The organism is Kaistella sp. CFF1-2 (assembly GCF_059509915.1).
The window spans coordinates 1-17204 of the sequence record NZ_JCAKLF010000008.1 but is presented as its reverse complement, the minus strand read 5'-3'; the positions used below and the strand labels follow the sequence as shown (position 1 = coordinate 17204).

General features: G+C 33.2%; 17 protein-coding genes. 7 read left to right on the top strand and 10 right to left on the bottom strand.

Going from position 1 to position 17204, the window contains the following annotated elements; all coding sequences use genetic code 11:
* The first annotated feature begins 44 nt into the window (after positions 1–44).
* The 4 genes from AC5XHR_RS13265 to AC5XHR_RS13250 all read left to right on the top strand — a co-directional run bounded on the left by AC5XHR_RS13265 (position 45) and on the right by AC5XHR_RS13250 (position 6988).
* Positions 45–1877, top strand: coding sequence for a DUF262 domain-containing protein (locus AC5XHR_RS13265; protein WP_495951272.1), 1833 nt, complete (start codon positions 45–47; stop codon positions 1875–1877).
* Positions 1864–4185 (top strand): DUF262 domain-containing protein, encoded by a 2322-nt coding sequence (locus tag AC5XHR_RS13260; protein ID WP_495951271.1) that lies wholly within the window; start codon positions 1864–1866, stop codon positions 4183–4185. Before AC5XHR_RS13265 ends, AC5XHR_RS13260 begins: the two co-directional genes overlap by 14 nt.
* A 2-nt stretch (positions 4186–4187) precedes the next feature.
* The gene (locus AC5XHR_RS13255; RefSeq protein ID WP_495951270.1) at positions 4188–5693 is read left to right on the top strand and encodes a class I SAM-dependent DNA methyltransferase; all 1506 of its coding nucleotides are present in this window, start codon (positions 4188–4190) and stop codon (positions 5691–5693) included.
* 191 nt (positions 5694–5884) lie between these two features.
* The gene (locus tag AC5XHR_RS13250) at positions 5885–6988 is read left to right on the top strand and encodes a Fic family protein (RefSeq protein ID WP_495951269.1); all 1104 of its coding nucleotides are present in this window, start codon (positions 5885–5887) and stop codon (positions 6986–6988) included.
* 374 nt (positions 6989–7362) lie between these two features.
* Here AC5XHR_RS13250 and AC5XHR_RS13245 read toward each other — a convergent pair whose 3' ends face one another.
* Positions 7363–7731 (bottom strand): hypothetical protein, encoded by a 369-nt coding sequence (locus tag AC5XHR_RS13245; RefSeq protein WP_495951268.1) that lies wholly within the window; start codon positions 7729–7731, stop codon positions 7363–7365.
* 347 nt (positions 7732–8078) lie between these two features.
* On the opposite strand from AC5XHR_RS13245, the gene AC5XHR_RS13240 reads away from it, so the two are divergent.
* Entirely contained in the window at positions 8079–8504 is a 426-nt protein-coding gene (locus AC5XHR_RS13240; RefSeq protein ID WP_495951267.1) for a DUF6943 family protein, read from the top strand.
* A 258-nt stretch (positions 8505–8762) separates the two neighbouring features.
* Here the strand turns inward: AC5XHR_RS13240 and AC5XHR_RS13235 are convergent, their stop codons facing one another.
* The 4 genes from AC5XHR_RS13235 to AC5XHR_RS13220 form a co-directional block, all read right to left on the bottom strand.
* Positions 8763–9035, bottom strand: coding sequence for a hypothetical protein (locus AC5XHR_RS13235; protein WP_495951266.1), 273 nt, complete (start codon positions 9033–9035; stop codon positions 8763–8765).
* Between the two features lie 13 nt (positions 9036–9048).
* Entirely contained in the window at positions 9049–9312 is a 264-nt protein-coding gene (locus AC5XHR_RS13230) for a hypothetical protein (protein WP_495951265.1), read from the bottom strand.
* A gap of 12 nt (positions 9313–9324) precedes the next feature.
* A complete protein-coding gene (locus AC5XHR_RS13225) occupies positions 9325–9777 on the bottom strand; it encodes a DUF5675 family protein (RefSeq protein WP_495951264.1) in 453 nt (150 codons plus the stop codon).
* A gap of 68 nt (positions 9778–9845) precedes the next feature.
* Positions 9846–10529, bottom strand: coding sequence for a hypothetical protein (locus AC5XHR_RS13220; RefSeq protein ID WP_495951263.1), 684 nt, complete (start codon positions 10527–10529; stop codon positions 9846–9848).
* Between the two features lie 228 nt (positions 10530–10757).
* Here AC5XHR_RS13220 and AC5XHR_RS13215 point away from each other — a divergent pair, with 228 nt between their 5' ends.
* Positions 10758–11315, top strand: a complete 558-nt coding sequence (locus AC5XHR_RS13215) for a thermonuclease family protein (protein ID WP_495951262.1) — start codon at positions 10758–10760, stop codon at positions 11313–11315.
* A gap of 106 nt (positions 11316–11421) precedes the next feature.
* Here the strand turns inward: AC5XHR_RS13215 and AC5XHR_RS13210 are convergent, their stop codons facing one another.
* Positions 11422–12897, bottom strand: coding sequence for a DUF8370 family protein (locus AC5XHR_RS13210; protein WP_495951261.1), 1476 nt, complete (start codon positions 12895–12897; stop codon positions 11422–11424).
* Between AC5XHR_RS13210 and AC5XHR_RS13205 the strand changes: the two genes are divergently transcribed.
* Positions 12891–13037 (top strand): hypothetical protein, encoded by a 147-nt coding sequence (locus tag AC5XHR_RS13205; protein WP_495951260.1) that lies wholly within the window; start codon positions 12891–12893, stop codon positions 13035–13037. The two genes, AC5XHR_RS13210 and AC5XHR_RS13205, sit on opposite strands and share 7 nt — an antisense overlap.
* Before the next feature lie 82 nt (positions 13038–13119).
* On the opposite strand, the gene AC5XHR_RS13200 is transcribed toward AC5XHR_RS13205, so the two are convergent.
* The 4 genes from AC5XHR_RS13200 to AC5XHR_RS13185 form a co-directional block, all read right to left on the bottom strand.
* Complete coding sequence (locus AC5XHR_RS13200) at positions 13120–13668, bottom strand: DinB family protein (RefSeq protein ID WP_419311422.1); 549 nt, start codon at positions 13666–13668, stop codon at positions 13120–13122.
* A gap of 228 nt (positions 13669–13896) precedes the next feature.
* Positions 13897–14445: a GNAT family N-acetyltransferase gene (locus AC5XHR_RS13195; protein WP_185208531.1), complete on the bottom strand. Its 549-nt coding sequence runs from the start codon at positions 14443–14445 to the stop codon at positions 13897–13899.
* Positions 14446–14629: 184 nt separating this feature from the next.
* Entirely contained in the window at positions 14630–15928 is a 1299-nt protein-coding gene (locus AC5XHR_RS13190) for a TIGR00341 family protein (protein WP_495951259.1), read from the bottom strand.
* Positions 15929–16202: 274 nt separating this feature from the next.
* Positions 16203–17033 (bottom strand): DUF5694 domain-containing protein, encoded by an 831-nt coding sequence (locus AC5XHR_RS13185; RefSeq protein ID WP_495951258.1) that lies wholly within the window; start codon positions 17031–17033, stop codon positions 16203–16205.
* Between the last annotated feature and the right edge of the window lie 171 nt (positions 17034–17204).

Sequence of the window (17204 nt, the reverse complement as noted above, 5' to 3'; positions counted from 1 at the left end):
CTAAAATTATAATAGGATACTACATGATTATTAATTAAATTATTATGAAAGAATTTATTTATAACCTTGAAGAGTTATTTGTTTCCGATGGGTTATTAGAAACTTTAGCAGCTACTAATTACTACATTGGGGCTTATCAAAGGGGGTATAAGTGGAAATCGAATGCTGCACATGACCAAGTTCCGTTGTTCTTAACAGACGTGTACGAAGCATTCATTGATAATCAAGAGGAATATTACCTACAATATATCACCATCAAACGTAACGATGAAGGTAAGAATTTACTTGAAGTAATTGATGGACAGCAAAGGCTTACCACAATTAGTATTTTATTCTATTGTTTTGAAAAAGCATTCGGTTTTTATAATATAACGAAAGATATTGTTCAATACGAACGTTACAACAAGCGTCAAATTTTTGAGGAAATCTTATTGATAGACGAAGAAAATGATGAAGCTAATGTGATTTTAAAGAAAAAACAAGACATCTTTTATTTATACCACGCAAAAAAATGTATTCTTAATTTTTTAGAATTACTAGATAAGGTAGAAGCTGAAGCTTTTTATAATTATTATCGTCAAAAAGTAAAAATTATTATCAATTTAGAAGATGATACAACAGCAGCTGAAGAAATATTTTCTAATCTTAATGATAATAAAGTAGAATTAAACAATTTGTATTTAATCAAAGGATTATTATTCACTAAATCAACGAGAAAGGATAATGGTGATGATGATTTTATTCATGTTCAAGAAAAGAGAAATAGAATAGCTCGTAATTGGGATGATATGGACAATTGGCTTCGTTCAGAAAAACAAAATCAATTGTTTTTTTATAATTATAAATTAGTCAATAGTAAGGAAGGTTTTTTAGGGTTAAATCCTTTATTAAATGCGTTGAAACCTATTGTAAAAGAGAGTAATGATGAACGCTTAGATAAGATTAATAAATTTCATGATAATTTGTCTATTGCAAAAGAGCAAAGCGACACCTATAAACTATTTAATTTATACAATGAAGGCTTACAAAATTTTGAAGAAGCAAACATTCAATTAGATAAAATTTACCTTACTAGTAAACGATTAAGAAACTGGTTTAAGAACAATGAATTGTATAATTTATTGGGCTTTTTTACTTGTACTGGTGGAAACATAGATAACATATTATCGTTAGGTGTTTCAGATCTAAAAGAAAAATTATATCAACATCTTTATAACCAACTTTTTATTAAAAATAAAAAGATCGAAGATTTAGTTTATAATATCCCAAAGGATAAATCTAAATTAGATAAAATCTTTTTAGCGCTAAATGTATTTCCTTTACTAAAACAAAAGGATGATAAAGGAAAAGATATCCATGTAATTGATTGGTCGCATCGTTTTGATTTTAATACCTACCGTAACAACAAGTGGAGTATTGAACATATATACCCACAAAACCCAGATGCAACAGAAGAAGATGTTCGCAAGTATAAGGGATGGTTTCTTGAAAAATCTTCTGAATTTCCAGAATTAAATCAAAAGATTAGGGATAATAATTCGTTAACGGATGATGACATAAAAGCCATCATTACACACGATGTATCAGAGCATCAATTGGGTAATTTAGCTTTATTAGAAGGGGGAAATAACAGCACATTAAAAAACTATATTTTTCCCAAGAAAAGAGAACTTTTATTAGGTTTAATGAGCACGGGATCTTTTGTGCCTACACATACAGTAAATGCGGTTGCAAAATTATTACATAATCTTTCTGATGAACGTTTAACTTTTTCTAAAAATCTAACGTTTTGGGAAAAAGAAGATATAGAAGCTAATGCTATATGGATAAAAAATACATATAATGCTTTAATTGAATTTGTAAATGAAAACAGGTAGATACAGTTTAAAAGATTTGCTAACACACAATGAAATAGATCAGTTAGTAATTCCAGAATTACAGCGTGATTATGTTTGGGAAGAAGAACAAGTAAATAGAGTTTGGGAATCCTTAATGAAACGTTGGAATAAAAAAACGAAGTCTGATTTGTCGGTTAATGTAAATGGGAATAATCTAACGAACAATACTATCCTTCAACATTTGCAACAGGTCTACACTACACTACAGTTTAAACAAAAAATGGGGTTCATTTATGCGTACCACGATAAGCAGTTACCGGGTCAATTTTTTTTAATTGACGGGCAACAACGTATCACAACCTTTTATTTGTTGTTATTGGTACTGTATACTAAGGCAGAAAAAAAAGATGCATTTAGTAAACTATATTATGATAATAAGTTTCCTAAGGTAGATTATAAAGTGCGTGAATCAGCTTACGAATTCATGCGTCTTTTTATTGAAGATACATTAAAAGGAAAAGACTATAAGCAAAATAAAGACTTCTTTGAAATCGAATATACCAACGATATTACGGTTCAGAATTTGAGAAATAATTTTGATTTTTTAGAGAAGCAATTAGTTGCTTTTTCGAATGATCAATTAGTTGATTTAATTGATTTTGTAGAAAATTATGTAGAGTTCAATTATTTCGATACACAGCTTAGTGCACAGGGAGAGCGTTTGTACCTTTATATGAACAGTCGCGGATACCATTTATCACATCAAGAAAAGTTGAGAGCGAATTTAATTGAAAAATGTTCGAAAGAGGATAAAAAACAAGCAGGGACTTTATGGGAAGAGTGGCAAGACTTTTTCTTTGAATATAAATTCTCTAATGAAAATGCAGATCAAGGTTTTGAATTATTTCTTTACTATACAAGTGTATTAAAACAATACCTAGAAGGTAATTTTGACAGCGAGGTAGAGTATCAATCGGAGAAATTAAAGGCCTATGAAATAGATAATCTTGATATTATTTTTTTATCAAAAGCATTTTCAGCGTTAAAGAAAGTACTAATTGAAATTGAGAGCCCTTCTCGTTTTATTGAAGATTTCTTTACCAAGTCTTTAAAAACTTTGAATTTAAGAATTCGTGTATTACCCTTATGGTTTTGGTATTTGAATGGGAATTTAAATGCTCAAACGATAAATGATAAAGAATTATATTTATTCCGTAATTTCTTAATAAACTATTCTCATACGAGAGAAGTAGGAGATGAACCTACCGTACGTTTAGACCAAATTCTTGAGGGGATTAGTAAAAGTGAAAAGTATGATGTAGTTGGTATTTTAAATGATTTACAGATTCCTAGAAAAGAACATGAAATCAATAAAATAAATTACATTAAAGATTCACCTGTAGAAAGTATTAATCATCCAATCGAAGAAGTATATTTTGATGAGAAATTAAACAAGTTTTTAGAAGGTAGAACAGATATTTTATTTAAGCTGATTTATTTTAATTTAGATTCTGATTTTCCAAAGGATAAAGCGAATAATGTAATCAACATTTTAGGAATTCTATTTCATGATTTAAGATCTAAAATGCTTAGAAAATATATTCTAAGTTATTTTGATTATTCAACTCATACTGGAAATTCGGCAGGTAAAGAAAAATGGGCTTTAATGCACGATTCAAGGGCTTGGTTAAATTCAGTAGTAAATAATGATGCATTTTTAGATCTTATCAAGGATTGGGAAACTAAGCGATACACATCTTTGAAGGATGCTTATAAAGATAGATTAGCTCTATTCAATGATGAGCAAGATTGGAGATATTATTTCATAAAATTCATATCAGTTTTAGAACATACACAATCAAATCAATTCATTTGGTCAGATAATTTTTTCGATATTAAATTATTAAATAACATAAATCCTTCACAATGGGATGTTTATTTAGTAACCAAAATTTTTATAGAGATTTCAAAGACCGAGATCATTAGTTTTAATAATTTTGGAGATTCAATTGCATATACAGATCTTGTGTTAGAGAATAATGAGGTCGTTACAAAATTTGTAGACACAGATAGACTTTGTATTGATACAGTCTATGAGAAACAAGGGAAATGGGCAATTGATATTTTTTATAAAAAGGGAGATACCATAAAATTAAACAACTTTGCAATTGCAAATTTTTACAACCAATGGAAAGAAAATGATTTTATAAAATATAGAAAATCAAATTGCTATAGTTATGATGTGAATAAATCATTAAAAGAAAATTTAGAGCAATTAAATAAATTAGTAATGGATTTAATATTCAATTTAAAAAATGAAAATTTAATTCCAGAATATAAAAGTTAAAAATGACAGAGTCAGCAATTATATCAAAAATATGGAACCTTGCCAACGTGATGCGTGATGATGGCGTAGGCTATGGCGATTATTTGGAGCAAATTACCTATTTATTGTTCCTTAAAATGGTGGATGAGTTAAACAAACCACCATATTTAAAAAACATTCAATTACCACGTATCAAAGACATTGAAGGTAAAGAAATTCCTAATGGTGATTTATGCGATTGGGAAAGTTTACGTTCTAAAAACGGAGCGGAATTAGAAAGTTTCTATTCGCAGTTGTTGCGTACGCTTTCTTCAGAGAAAGGAATGTTGGGGCAAATCTATGCCAAGAGCCAAAATAAGATTCAAGATCCTGCGAAGTTATTGCGTATTCTTAATTTAATTGACCAAGAAGATTGGTCATCTATGGGTTCGGATATCAAAGGTAAAATCTATGAAGGTTTATTGGAGAAAAACGCCGAAGACACCAAATCAGGCGCAGGTCAATACTTTACACCGCGTCCACTAATTAATATTATGGTGCAATGTGTACAACCTAAGCCGATGAAAACCATCATCGACCCGGCTTGTGGTTCGGGTGGTTTCTTCTTAGCAGCTTATGATTACTTAAGTAAACAATCTCTAGACCGCGACGAAAAGAAATTCTTAAAAGATGCAACTTTCCATGGAAATGAGATTGTAGCCAGTACGCGTCGTATGTGTTTGATGAATTTGTACTTACATGGTATCGGTGAAATTGATGGTGAACCATTAATTAAATCTTCTGATGCCTTAATATCTTCTGAATCGAATACCTATGATTATGTACTAGCTAATCCACCTTTCGGGAAGAAAAGTTCGTACACGGTAACCAATGAAGATGGAGAAGTAGAACGTGATGACATGAGCTACAACCGTCAAGATTTCTGGGAAACAACATCTAACAAGCAGTTGAACTTCTTGCAACACATCAAAACCTTACTAAAAATTAATGGGGAAGCAGCAGTAGTTTTACCGGATAATGTATTGTTTGAAGGTGGTGCAGGAGAAGAAATTCGTAAACGTTTATTAGAAACCACGGAGTTACATACCATTTTACGTTTACCTACAGGTATTTTCTATGCCAATGGTGTAAAAGCGAATGTGTTATTCTTTACCAATAAGGCAGCTTCCAAAGACGCACAAACCAAAGAAGTTTGGATTTACGATTACCGCACAAACGTACACCATACTTTAAAGAAAAAACCATTAACAGAAGCCGATTTACAAGACTTCGTTAAATGCTATAATTCAGCAAATATTTACAACCGTAAGGAAACGTGGTCAGAAGAAAATCCTGATGGTCGTTGGCGTAAATATACCTACGATGAAATCATCGCAAGAGATAAAACATCATTGGATATCTTCTGGATAAAAGATCAATCCTTAACCGATTTAGACAACCTTCCAGATCCGGACATTTTAGCACAAGAAATTGTAGATAATCTAGAATCTGCTTCAGGTAGTTTCAGAGAGATTATAAACGAATTGTAATTTTAGTCTAGCTAAACGCCTCGCGGATTGCTTCCCTTCAAGGTTATTAAAAATTTTTTTTGTATTTAGAAATAGTAGTCTCGTAGATAGTCTGGGAAAATAAATCCATATTGCAAAATGAGCCGAATAAAAACTCTATTCGGCTCATTATTTTTAGTATATTTGAGCCGATTAATCAATTTATTCGGCTCATGAACTATATTTGGCAATATAAAGAATTCCCAAAATTCACATTTAATCAACATAAACTACTTTCTTTAATTCAGGAGTTTGCGCATGATTTGGGTGAACTTAACGGAATGCTGCTAAGCTTTTCTCAACAATCTAAACAAGAGGTCTTTGCAGAGATTTTACTTTCCGAAGCTTTAAAAACATCGGAAATTGAAGGAGAATATTTTAGTCGTGAAGATGTAATGTCTTCATTGAAAGCGAATTTAGGAATTAAAAATTTTCATCAAAACAATAGAAATCAAAAAGCCAATGCAATTGCGCATTTAATGATAGAGGTTCAAAATACCTTTAAACAGCCAATGTCCGAAGAATTATTACTCAATTGGCATTCTATTTTAATGAACGCCGAAAAAGGAATTAACGCAGGACAATTTCGAGAAGGAACGGAACCTATGCAAGTAGTATCAGGAAAATATGGCGATTTTATCATTCATTACGAAGCACCTCCTTCAAAAGATTTACCGAAATTGCTTCCTAATTTCATCCAGTGGTATAATGATTTTAATGCGGTAAGTATTGGTAAAATTGGTGAAGGCATGCTACTATCGGCTTTAGCCCATTTATATTTTGAAACCTTACATCCATTCGAAGATGGTAACGGTAGAATTGGGCGTGCTATAGCTGAAAAAGCCTTAGCTGAAAAATTAGAATCGCCTGTATTCATTAGTATTTCTAAATCGATTGAAAAGAATAAAACAAGTTATTATAACGAACTAAAATTCGCACAAAGAAGTTTAGAAGTCGATAATTGGATGTTCTATTTCTGCAAGATTCTTCAAGATGCTTTAACAGATTCTAAACAGGTCGTCTTGTTTACGCTAAAGAAAACCGCTTTTTTTGATTCATTTAAAGAGCAGTTGAACGAACGAGAATTAAAAGCCATCAATAAAATGTTAGATCAAGGAGTAAATGGTTTTGAAGGAGGCATGACCGCTAAAAAATACATTTCCATTAATAAAACATCCAAAGCAACAGCTACAAGAGATTTACAACATTTAGTGGATATCGGAGCCTTTACTAAAATAGGCGGCGGACGTTCTATAGCTTATCAGTTAACAATTTAACTAGTAAGATATCATAATAAGCCCCCAGCAAGTTACATAATCGAAATTATGGTCAAACTGCCGGCGGAAAACGTTGCCCTCCAGTCCGCAGGCTCCCTTACGTGCAAAACCAACTGCATCATTGCCCATAATTTTAGATTATGTAAAATGCTTTCCTTTCCTTCGGGCAAGCCCTCAGGAGCCACCGCCTTCCAGCCGCTCGTGCAGTTATAATTTACACGGTCAGTTCCCCAATCGAAAACCTACAAATCCCCAACCACCCATTCAAGGATGCAGAAAAATGGTGCAGAGAGTTTGGGGATTTATCCAGTTCCTACAGCCACTGTATTGCTTTTTTTCAGCAGAAAAGTTTAGTGGCAATACAGTCGCTTTCGTCACCGCACACAGTCGTATTCCATACTGAAGAAAATTGCTTTCGCAGCCGCTATATTTTCTCCACACACCAAAAACAGTTCGGTTTCATAGGCAAAGGTTTGTAGTGTGTTTGTGGCGCGTGCTGAAAATTCCCAAGCAAAGCATTTTCTTTCAGCATTCCATACCACTGTTTTTGCAGCCGCTTTTTCCATTCCGGCACATAAGGAAGATTTATGCAAGTTGACCGTTTCGGAAAGCACCATTTTCCTGCGAGTCTGTTTCCCCGGTTTGCCAACGCTTTTCCAAGTGGTGTTTTTATATGCACGGACGAGCCGTCCATACAAAAACACCACCGCGCACAGGAGCATAGCACTGTTCCAAGTCTTCACAGCACTATGCACCTGTCTTTTCCATCACTTTTCCTCGCTTTGAGTGCAGTTGTCACAAGCAATTATCCCCATCAATCGAAGTGTTGGAATTTCCTTCTTAGAAAGTTCGGGATAAGAAAAAATAAAAAAAAAAGAAAGTAAAGGTCTGTTGTCAGGAAAATGCGCCGACAATATCAAGCCGTAAACGGTTTTTCAGAAAAAGTTTTGTGGCGCTAAAATTTAGCCCCAAAATTTTTCTGAAAAAATATTGCATCGCATTTTCCTTCCACACGGTCGGAGCACTTTCTTTTTTTCTTTTTTTTCTTTTGAAAAATTTTCAGCGGAGCAAAATTTTTTAAACCAAAATTATGCTTACACACAAAGTACGCACTTACTCAGTGCACCGCGAATCGCCTGAACAGGCACTCTACATTTTAAACCGTGGCAGAAATGCCGGAAAACCACTTTTTGAACCCTGCCCGAACTGCTTTATTCTGTATGTCCGAGATACGGAAGAACTCGAAACCTATTATTGGACCTTTTATGCCTTTTGGAAGCACGGATTTTTCCACCCGCACCTTTGCGGCTCAGTCATCGAAATGCTTCGCCTTTGCGACCTCAAAATGCTAATGCGCAATTTCATTCAGCCTGCCTTTCAAAAGTCCTGCATTCAGCCGGAAATGATGCGGAAAATCAAAGCCACCTACGAACTGGAGCAGAAAATTGAACAACAGGCAGCAGCACTCAAAGAACTGCGACACACGTTAGTCCGCCGGTATTATTTAACAATTTAAATTTCAAAAACTTCCTTCGGGAAGTTTTTTATTTACCTAAAATCTAAAATTTTAACGCCCCGACCAGCCGCCGGTTGCCCTCGCTAATTTTTCCACACCCTGACTTTGACTTGATTCACCCTAATTTAACTGATAAGAGCAGCATAAAGCATACATATTTCGCCCCTTTATAAGAAACGGTGCAAACGGAGGAAAGCAAATAATAAAGCCGGTCTTTTGAACCGGCCTGAATGGTTTTCGTTGAAGATAAGCGCCTGATTAAGGCTGTTTCCCTGATTGAAAAGGTTGATTTTCCGATGAATTTTCGCCCGATTTTCGGGATTTTTCGCCATACTCTTCAGAACTGATTGCTGTCTGACTAACCGCGCCAATAATCGTTCCGCCCAAAAGCAAATACCCACCAACAGTAACAACTGCTGCAGGTAAAGCCACTGGAGCAGCCACAAGAACACCGCCGACCGCTGACAACGCCAGTCCAAGATTACGCACAATTCTGAACCATTTTGGCGTTGGTTCCAACACGCGATCCACTAAATTTAGGTTTCTATTTTTCATTGTCTGAATGTTTTAATTGATTTAACTCTATTTTATTGATTTTTTGTTCGAGATATTCCACTTTCTGATTGAGCAGATCCTGAGAATTTTTAAACTCGGTTTTGATGATTAAAGCCATTGTCTTGACCTCTGTCATATCCTTTTCCATACTTTTAAAGTCGGTGTGCAGTTGCCGTATAAAGTAGGCGACTACCGCCAAAAGAACACTGCTGATAAAACCAAAGAACACGCTCACTGTGATTTCATTTTCCATAATGTCCATTTCTTAGAATTGAAAATTATTACTGATTTCAATCTGATTATGTTTTCCGGTAGCGGCTTCATACAGTTTTTTGTAAACCTGTTTGTAGGCGTCCACGCTTTGCAGCACCTGAAAATCGCCGTCTTTTTTGATGTAAGAAAGTCCGACAAGCGGACAGCCTGCCGTGTGTTCAATCGTGTTTCCGATATGAATGTACACCGAGCTGAATGTTGGAAGATCGGCAATCTCAATCATGCCTTTGTGGATTGGTCCATATTTAGGGAAATACGTTTTGTTCATTCCGCCCCAAGTGTTGAGTCTTAAACTAAAGACACCTTCCGGAATAGCAGTTTGCTTCATAATCTTAACGGCTCTGATTTTATCTTCAAGCAAAAAGCACTGAAAAATACCGTCAATATAAAGGTGGGAAAGCGTAGAGTTTTTGCCCTGTGCAACCCTGATTATTTTTGCTTTCATTTTTAGTAAAATTTAAAGATTAAACAAAAAAGCCTTCCCGGTTTGGGAAGGCCTTAGAAGTTGTTTTCCTAAAAAACTTCCTCGATTTTGAGACAGTTTCCGGAGGCAAATGGATAATAGTTTCCGTTCACTTCCTGGAAGAACTCAATCCCGATGCACTGTACCACCGAAGCGTTTGCAGCCAACACAGGAGCACCCGGAAGTGTTGCTGTAATGGTATCACCTGCATAAGGAACATTCAACGGAATGTACGGCGAATAAGCGATGTTGGTCAGCTCATTATTCACCATGTCATCAGGTTCGTATGTTCCTGTGGTCGGATTGTAAGAAAAATCAGAAAGAACCGAGATCGCGTTAATCAGTCTGAAATGAGTTGCACCTGAAGGAGCAGTAATCAGATCAGCAGGATTAAAAGCTGCAACGATAAAATCTGAAGAAGTTCTTCCTGCATCCGGTTCGATGTCGTAAGGAGCATTAAAAATACCGGAGATAGAAAGGTTTTTGTTGAATTCAAATCCAAGCAGATAATTCCTCTGAGTGGACACTTCAACTTTTCGGTAACCTCTGGCTTCGGTTCCGTCCTCCAGATTGATTTTCTTCATGATAGAAGTTAAACGACCGGTTACCTGTGGATCCGTAAATTTTCCCATAAGAGCGGAGAGAGCCGTTCTTAACGATTTACCGACCTTGGCGCAACCTCCAAATTCGTTCATATTTTCGCGTGTTCTTTCGAACTCCGGTGCAGAGTGCACCTGCTGTGCAGTTGGTCCGCCGACCATACCGGCGAAAAATCCTTCCTGACCTTTGATTTTAAAATGCCTAACGTCGCCGATTGTTCCAACGTATTTCATGAGGCCTTTTTGTCTTGCCATTGTTTTAAGTTTTAGAAATTAGAAAAGAGAGAAAAACACTGTTGTCTAGACAATTACAAATATCATTCATTACCTTTATAAAAACAATAGTTAAAATACTGAAAACCAATGAAATACAGTGCAATAAGTGCAAATGCTAACGAAACGGAGAGCAGCACAACAGGAAATGAAAGTCTAAAATATTTCCAAATCCCGAACAGCCATGTGGAAACTTTTTGGATAGTGGAAGAAGTCATGGACGGAGACAGTCTTAAAGTGAAACAGGAATTCACGCAGGTAAGGCGTGAAATTCGTCTTTACGGATTGGATGCACCCGAAGTGTCATTTTCAAGAAAGATGCGCGAGGATGAAGCGAAAAGCCGTGTTCCTGCTTCGCTATTGCTTCAATACGGACTAATGTCTTTGAATTATGTTCTGCAGGTGTGTCCACCCGGAACACGGATTACGCTTCTAACCGAATTGGATAACCGAACCGATTTTTGGCTGAGAGATTTGGCTTATGTCATTCTGCCAAATGGCGAATGTCTGAATGAACTTTTAATAAGTAATGGCTGGGCTAAAGCCAGCCAATCTTATTACTGTTCTATGCTTGCTGAATATCAGCAGTTAAATTTCCTTGCAAAACAGAATAAGGCGGGAATCTATCTGTTTATCGATGTTTTCTGATTTGTTCTCCTTATGTTCTCCCTATCGAGATAAGAGAGAAAGGAAATGTAGTGTTTAAAGCACTCCGCAATAAGAGTTGATATAATACAATGTTATCTGCAGTTTTTTATACTTTTGACGCAGAAATTTTTCTTCTAGCGTCAATTATAATTATATTCTCATGTTTCTCCTTTTTAAGTTCTTTTAATATTTTGTTTACCTTTAAAATATCTTGATTATCATAACAGAGAATTACCGAAATATCGTTTGCAGATTTTGATGCAACTTTATAAATATCAGTTTGATTTTCTAAATTTCTCTTAAGTGATGACGATTTTGCTAGTTTAAATTCAACAATTGTTGAATCTCCACTACCAAAAGAAACTTTGTAGTCTGCTGGACCCCGTCCATTGTTAACTTCCGAATTCACATCAAAAGGAGTTGCGTACCAAGTTAACTTGAATATTCTCTGTATTGTGTCTTCTTTTGCTATCGGTTTTGTTCCATCATAAAAGATTCGATAACCATCATTATTTTCGATGACATCTTTAAGGTATAATGCTCTTTTTAAAGATTCTTGATAGCTGTTTGATTTTAAGTTGTAAAATTCACTATGTTCATTTAAGAGTTCACATAATGGTGTTAATACATCAACTAAATTTTCTTTTAATTCATTTATTTTTGCAATGGATACTGACTTAGCTTCTGATTTTTTACTTTCTTTTAGTTTTATGTAATAATCAATTAGGTCTGGAAATTTTTCAATTGTTTTTATAAATGCATATTCCTTATCCTTTTTTTTAGGTTTTTGTGGTAAATGCGATCTAAAATATTCATTTACAGAGCTTCTTAAAGATGAATTTTCCAATGTTCTAGTCACATTATAGAAGTTAGAATAAAAATCAGAGTTATTAATAGTTGCTTCATCTACAGTCAAGATATCCGATGGAGTTAATAAAATAAAATCTCCATTTTTTTCTCTATAAAAATATGGTAATTTAAAAGTTTTTGGAAGCCAAACTTTTGTTTTTTCATCAAAAACACATCTGATTGAAAATTCTTTTAGCTGATTTTCTGCTAAATGTTTTTTTCCAAACTCTTGTGTGAATTCTAACAAATATTCAAATATTAAGTTTGTCGTGAAATCACTAATGAAATCTTTTCCTACACCTGGGTTCAACAGAGTCAGTTTTTCAATATGTGATTCCGATGTAATTTTTTCATTTCCAAAGTTTTTATAAAACCCATTAAATGAACTTATTGCTCCATTTGCAAATTTTTTTCCAAGACCTTTTCCTTCATTACCATATTCCGAAAGACCTAACCAATTTTGTTTTATTTCAGGAAATCGAAAAAGATTTAAATTGATATCTTTTCTATCATTATTAATTGCGTAATCCTTTAGTATTAAAAGATGATTTACAACTTTATCATGTAATAATTTGTATTCTTTTTTGTGTGAGGCAAATAATAGAAAAGGGTCAATGAACAAAGGTAAATCTGAACTTAAACAAATATTTAATGCTCCGTACTTTTCTACAACGGAACTACTTATATCGAAATAGTCAGAAAATAATAGTTTAAAATTAGATTTTTTTGACATGGTTAATTGACTGTACTTTGGTGGAAATTGCAGATAACGGGAAAGGGCTTGGCGAAGGCGGGGATAAGAAAGCCGGAAATTCCAACCAAACCCGAACCGAGCAAAAACCATTTTCGTTTTTTCAAAATTACAAAAAATAAAAAAACGAAATGGTTTTTTGCGGCTAAAAGTGCTGAAATCTTCTAAATGATAACTCTCCGCCCCGCTTTTGCCAAACCCATGTTATCTGCAGGCGTTTTTTTCAATATTTTCAATTTGTTTTAAATGTCTAAAAGTGTGATTGTTAAGAAACAAAAAAGTATCTCCCAATTTTAGTTTTATTAGATTTGTGATTGAAATTTTGGTTTTTTCTTTATTCAAGTCAACATTTTTTGCTTGCTCAAGAAGATTGCAAAATTCTTTTTGTTGAGCAATGAAATTTTCAATGACATTTTTGTCAAGTTTGCTATTCAGAGGATTTTTGTTTTTTGCCGTTTTCATTTTGTTAAGTTTTTCTTTCGGCAACATACTTTTTGCAAAATAATTTCCCCAAAATCCACTTTTAAATTCTTCTTGCGGTTTTGATTTTGCGTTTTGAATTGCATTTTCAATTTCGGGAAGATAAAATTTTGCGTAAAGATTTAGGTGTTCCAAACATTCCAAAATACTCCAAGTTTCAGAATTTTGTTTCCAATTTAATTCTTCTTCAGTTTTAGATTTTAGTTTTTCGGCAGAAGAAATACATTCGTTTGTAGAATTTTGAATATCGCTTATTAATTTCTCTGATTTCATAGATTTCACGGGTTTTTATGCGCGATTTTGGTTACGCTTGCAGATAACGGAAAAAGTATTTGCGAAGGGCGGGCTAAATTGGACGAAAAGTTCAATTTCGACCGAACAAAGCAAATTGCTTTTTCAGATTGTTAAATTACAAAAAAATACAATATGAAAAGCAAGTTGCGACTAAATACATCGGGTTTTTCTATTATATATTCAACCCCGCCTTTTGCAAATACTATGTTATACGAGGTTGCAACTTTTCCATTCATTTTTAGTAATTTGAAATAGATCCATTTTTTTGTTACTATATTCTATTTTTCTATTAAAATTCATTCCATTTTTAAACGCAACATTTTTAGAGTTTTCGTTTTCAGGAATTATTATTGAAACTAATCTTTCGTGAAAATTATTTTCAAAAGCAAAATCTCTGCATTTTTTTGCACTTTCAATTGCAAAACCTTGCATTCTATATTGTGGAAGAATTGAATATGCAATTTCAAGTTCAAATTGATTTTCAACTTCTCTAACTAAAAGTCCACATTGTCCAACTAATTCATCATTTTCTTTTGAAATCAAAACATTTTGTCCTCCCAAATCATTTTCATAACGATTGAAAGTCCATTCAAACCATTTTTCGCATCGTTCAGTTGGTGTTTTATATTCGTCCATTCCGAGCATTTTGGTTACATAATCGTCTTTAAATAACTCAATCCACTTTTCAAAATCAGAATGTTCTAATTTTCTGAATTTTAATCTTTCTGTTTCTTGATTTGTTAATAAATATTTCATTGAATTTTTGTAAAGTCTTTCTGTTACGCTGTTTTATGCAATCTCGTATAACGGTTTGCAGCTTGGCGAAGTGGCGGATTTAGAAGCACTTACTTTCAATTTAGCACTAATGTTTATTTGAAAACCAAATGCTCAATTTAGCACTTACTCCGCCATTTTGCCAAACTGCTGTTACCTGCTGCCCTTATTGCTGTGGTACTATTTTTATATCGTCTGTTTTAAATTTTTGCTTTAACCACAGGTCTATTTTTTTTATATCAATTTCTTGTTTCGGCTTATCTGTTTGATAAAGTAAAACAGTCATTGTTTTCGTTGAGTCAGTATTTGAATTTATAATGTGTCTTCCTATAGATACATCTTTCAATTCAGGAAATAGAATTGCTAATTCTTTTAATGTCTCTGTGTTGTCGATTTTATATTCGTTTAGTTCTTGATTAAGGTTATTAATTATAATGTCTTTGTCTGTTAAAGTTTTATTCTGTTTTCCTAACTCATTCAAAATTTCCCCTTTAATGTCTTTGGTGTCTTGTCGAATGTTTATCTCTGTATTAGATATATCGTATTGTAGTAGTTTCTTTTTCAAATCTTCCAATTCATTTGTTGTAAATTTTTTTGAAAGAAAAGCAAACTCTATTTTTTTGGGATTTGTCTTGTATGAAATATTTTTATAGATCAAGGTGTATCCATTGTTGGTAAACTCATTAGTTACAAATTGTTCTACCTTTTGATTAAATTTTTTTTCTTGAAATAATGTATAAGCTAAATAAAAACTTGGTAAAATCATTAAAAATATTAGTACTGTGATACTATAACGAATTTTTTTCTCAAACTTTTCATTCAAAATCTTTACAGGTGGGTATTGAAGATACTTAATGATTAAGAATGTTGAAATGCAAATAAAAAAGCAGTTTATAGAATAAAGATAAAATGCCCCGAAAAAATAAGAAAAATTTGCAGTTGCCAAACCATATCCTGCTGTACAAAGAGGTGGCATCAATGCTGTTGCAATAGCTACTCCAGGAATAGGGTTTCCTTTTTCAACTCTTGTTAACGCAATAACACCAACTAAACCTCCAAAAAATGCAATCATTACATCATAAATATTCGGTGAAGTTCTCGCTAATAATTCTGATTGTGTTTCTTTGAAAGGGCTAATAAAAAAATAAATAGTCGAAACTAATAAACTAACAAAGGTAGCAATAAGCAAATTTTTCCCTGACTTTTTTAGCAAATCAAAATCAAAAATAGCTAAAGCAAACCCAGCTCCAACAATTGGACCCATTAGTGGAGAAATAAGCATTGCACCAATTATTACAGCGGTTGAATTTACATTTAAACCAACCGAAGCAATTACAATAGCACAAGCTAAAATCCATAAATTAGAACCACGAAAAGAAATGTTAGATTTAATATTTTCTAAAACCTTTTCTTTTTTTTCTTCACCTGTATGAAGATTTATAAAGTCAAAAAATTTATTAATCATATTGTCTGAATCTTAATATTTTGGTTTTCCGACCTCTTGGTCAATGTTTGTACTGTCGTTCGTATAGGGTTGCAGGTAACGTTTTGGGGCTTGGCGTCAGTGGCGGAAATTGAAGCGAAAAGTTTCAATTTAGCGACACAGTAAGCAAAAGCCAATTAATTGATTAAATTTAAGAAAAAAGTCAATATAATTGGCTTTTTGCGGAATAGAAAGCTGAAACTTTGTTTTATGACTTAACCCGCCATTGCGCCAAACCCTTGTTAGCTGACGTTTTTTATTTTAGTATTGTATTCAGTTCTATTTGCTCAATATTTCTGTCGCTTGATATAAACTCTTTAAACCCTGCTGAATGTTGAGCTCCAACAATAACAAGTATTCTTTCATCCTCTTTTTCAATTTGTTTTTGGATAAGCGAATACATATAGAGATTTCTTCTATATCTTTCAGACACAAAAAATGCTCCTGAAAAATCTTCTGTTGTTCCAATTTTATTAAACAACGAGATATACCCGCTATTCAATTGCTCATCCAGTTCTTTTGAGTTGAAGAAAAGCAAAAGATTTTTTAAAGATTTTGTTGTCTTAAATTTTGTAATAATTTTTTGACCATATTCTCCAAATTCTTGTTGAATATTATTCATCAATTCAAGTTGATTATTTTTCTGTATAGAACTCATAATTGTGTCATTAGGTTCAGGAAGTAAATAATCAAAAGCATAGAGTTTTTTATGATCTAATTTATTTGCAATTTTAAAGCCTAATTGTTGTAATTCACTTTCAAAATACATCGTTTCATTTTTTCCATATTTGTTTTTGATAAGTTCAAAAGTCTTGTCTTTTAAATATAAACTGTACAATTCGTCAAGTTCTTTTTGCTTTGAAAAATCCCACTCAACGAAAATTTTTGTCGGATTATACTTTGCAATTTCTTCAGCTATTTTATTGAGTTCTATTTGTTTTTCTTTGTCATTTATATTGAAATCAATTCCGAATTGCGATTTAACTAAATGGAAATGAAACGAACCTAATGTTACTATTTTATTCTTTTCTTGTGCGAAAGTTGTTATTGAAATAATTGAGAAAATTATTATGAGAATTTGTTTCATTTGTGAGTTTCGTTTTAAAATGTCAGCTAACGGAAAAAGTATTTGCGAAGAGCGGGCTACTTTGTGAACAATTTCAAAGGAAAACCACACCTAAGCAAAATGGTTTTTCATATTTCTAAATTACTAAAAAAAGAAATATGAAAAGCATTTTTGCGGATACTGCTAACTGAG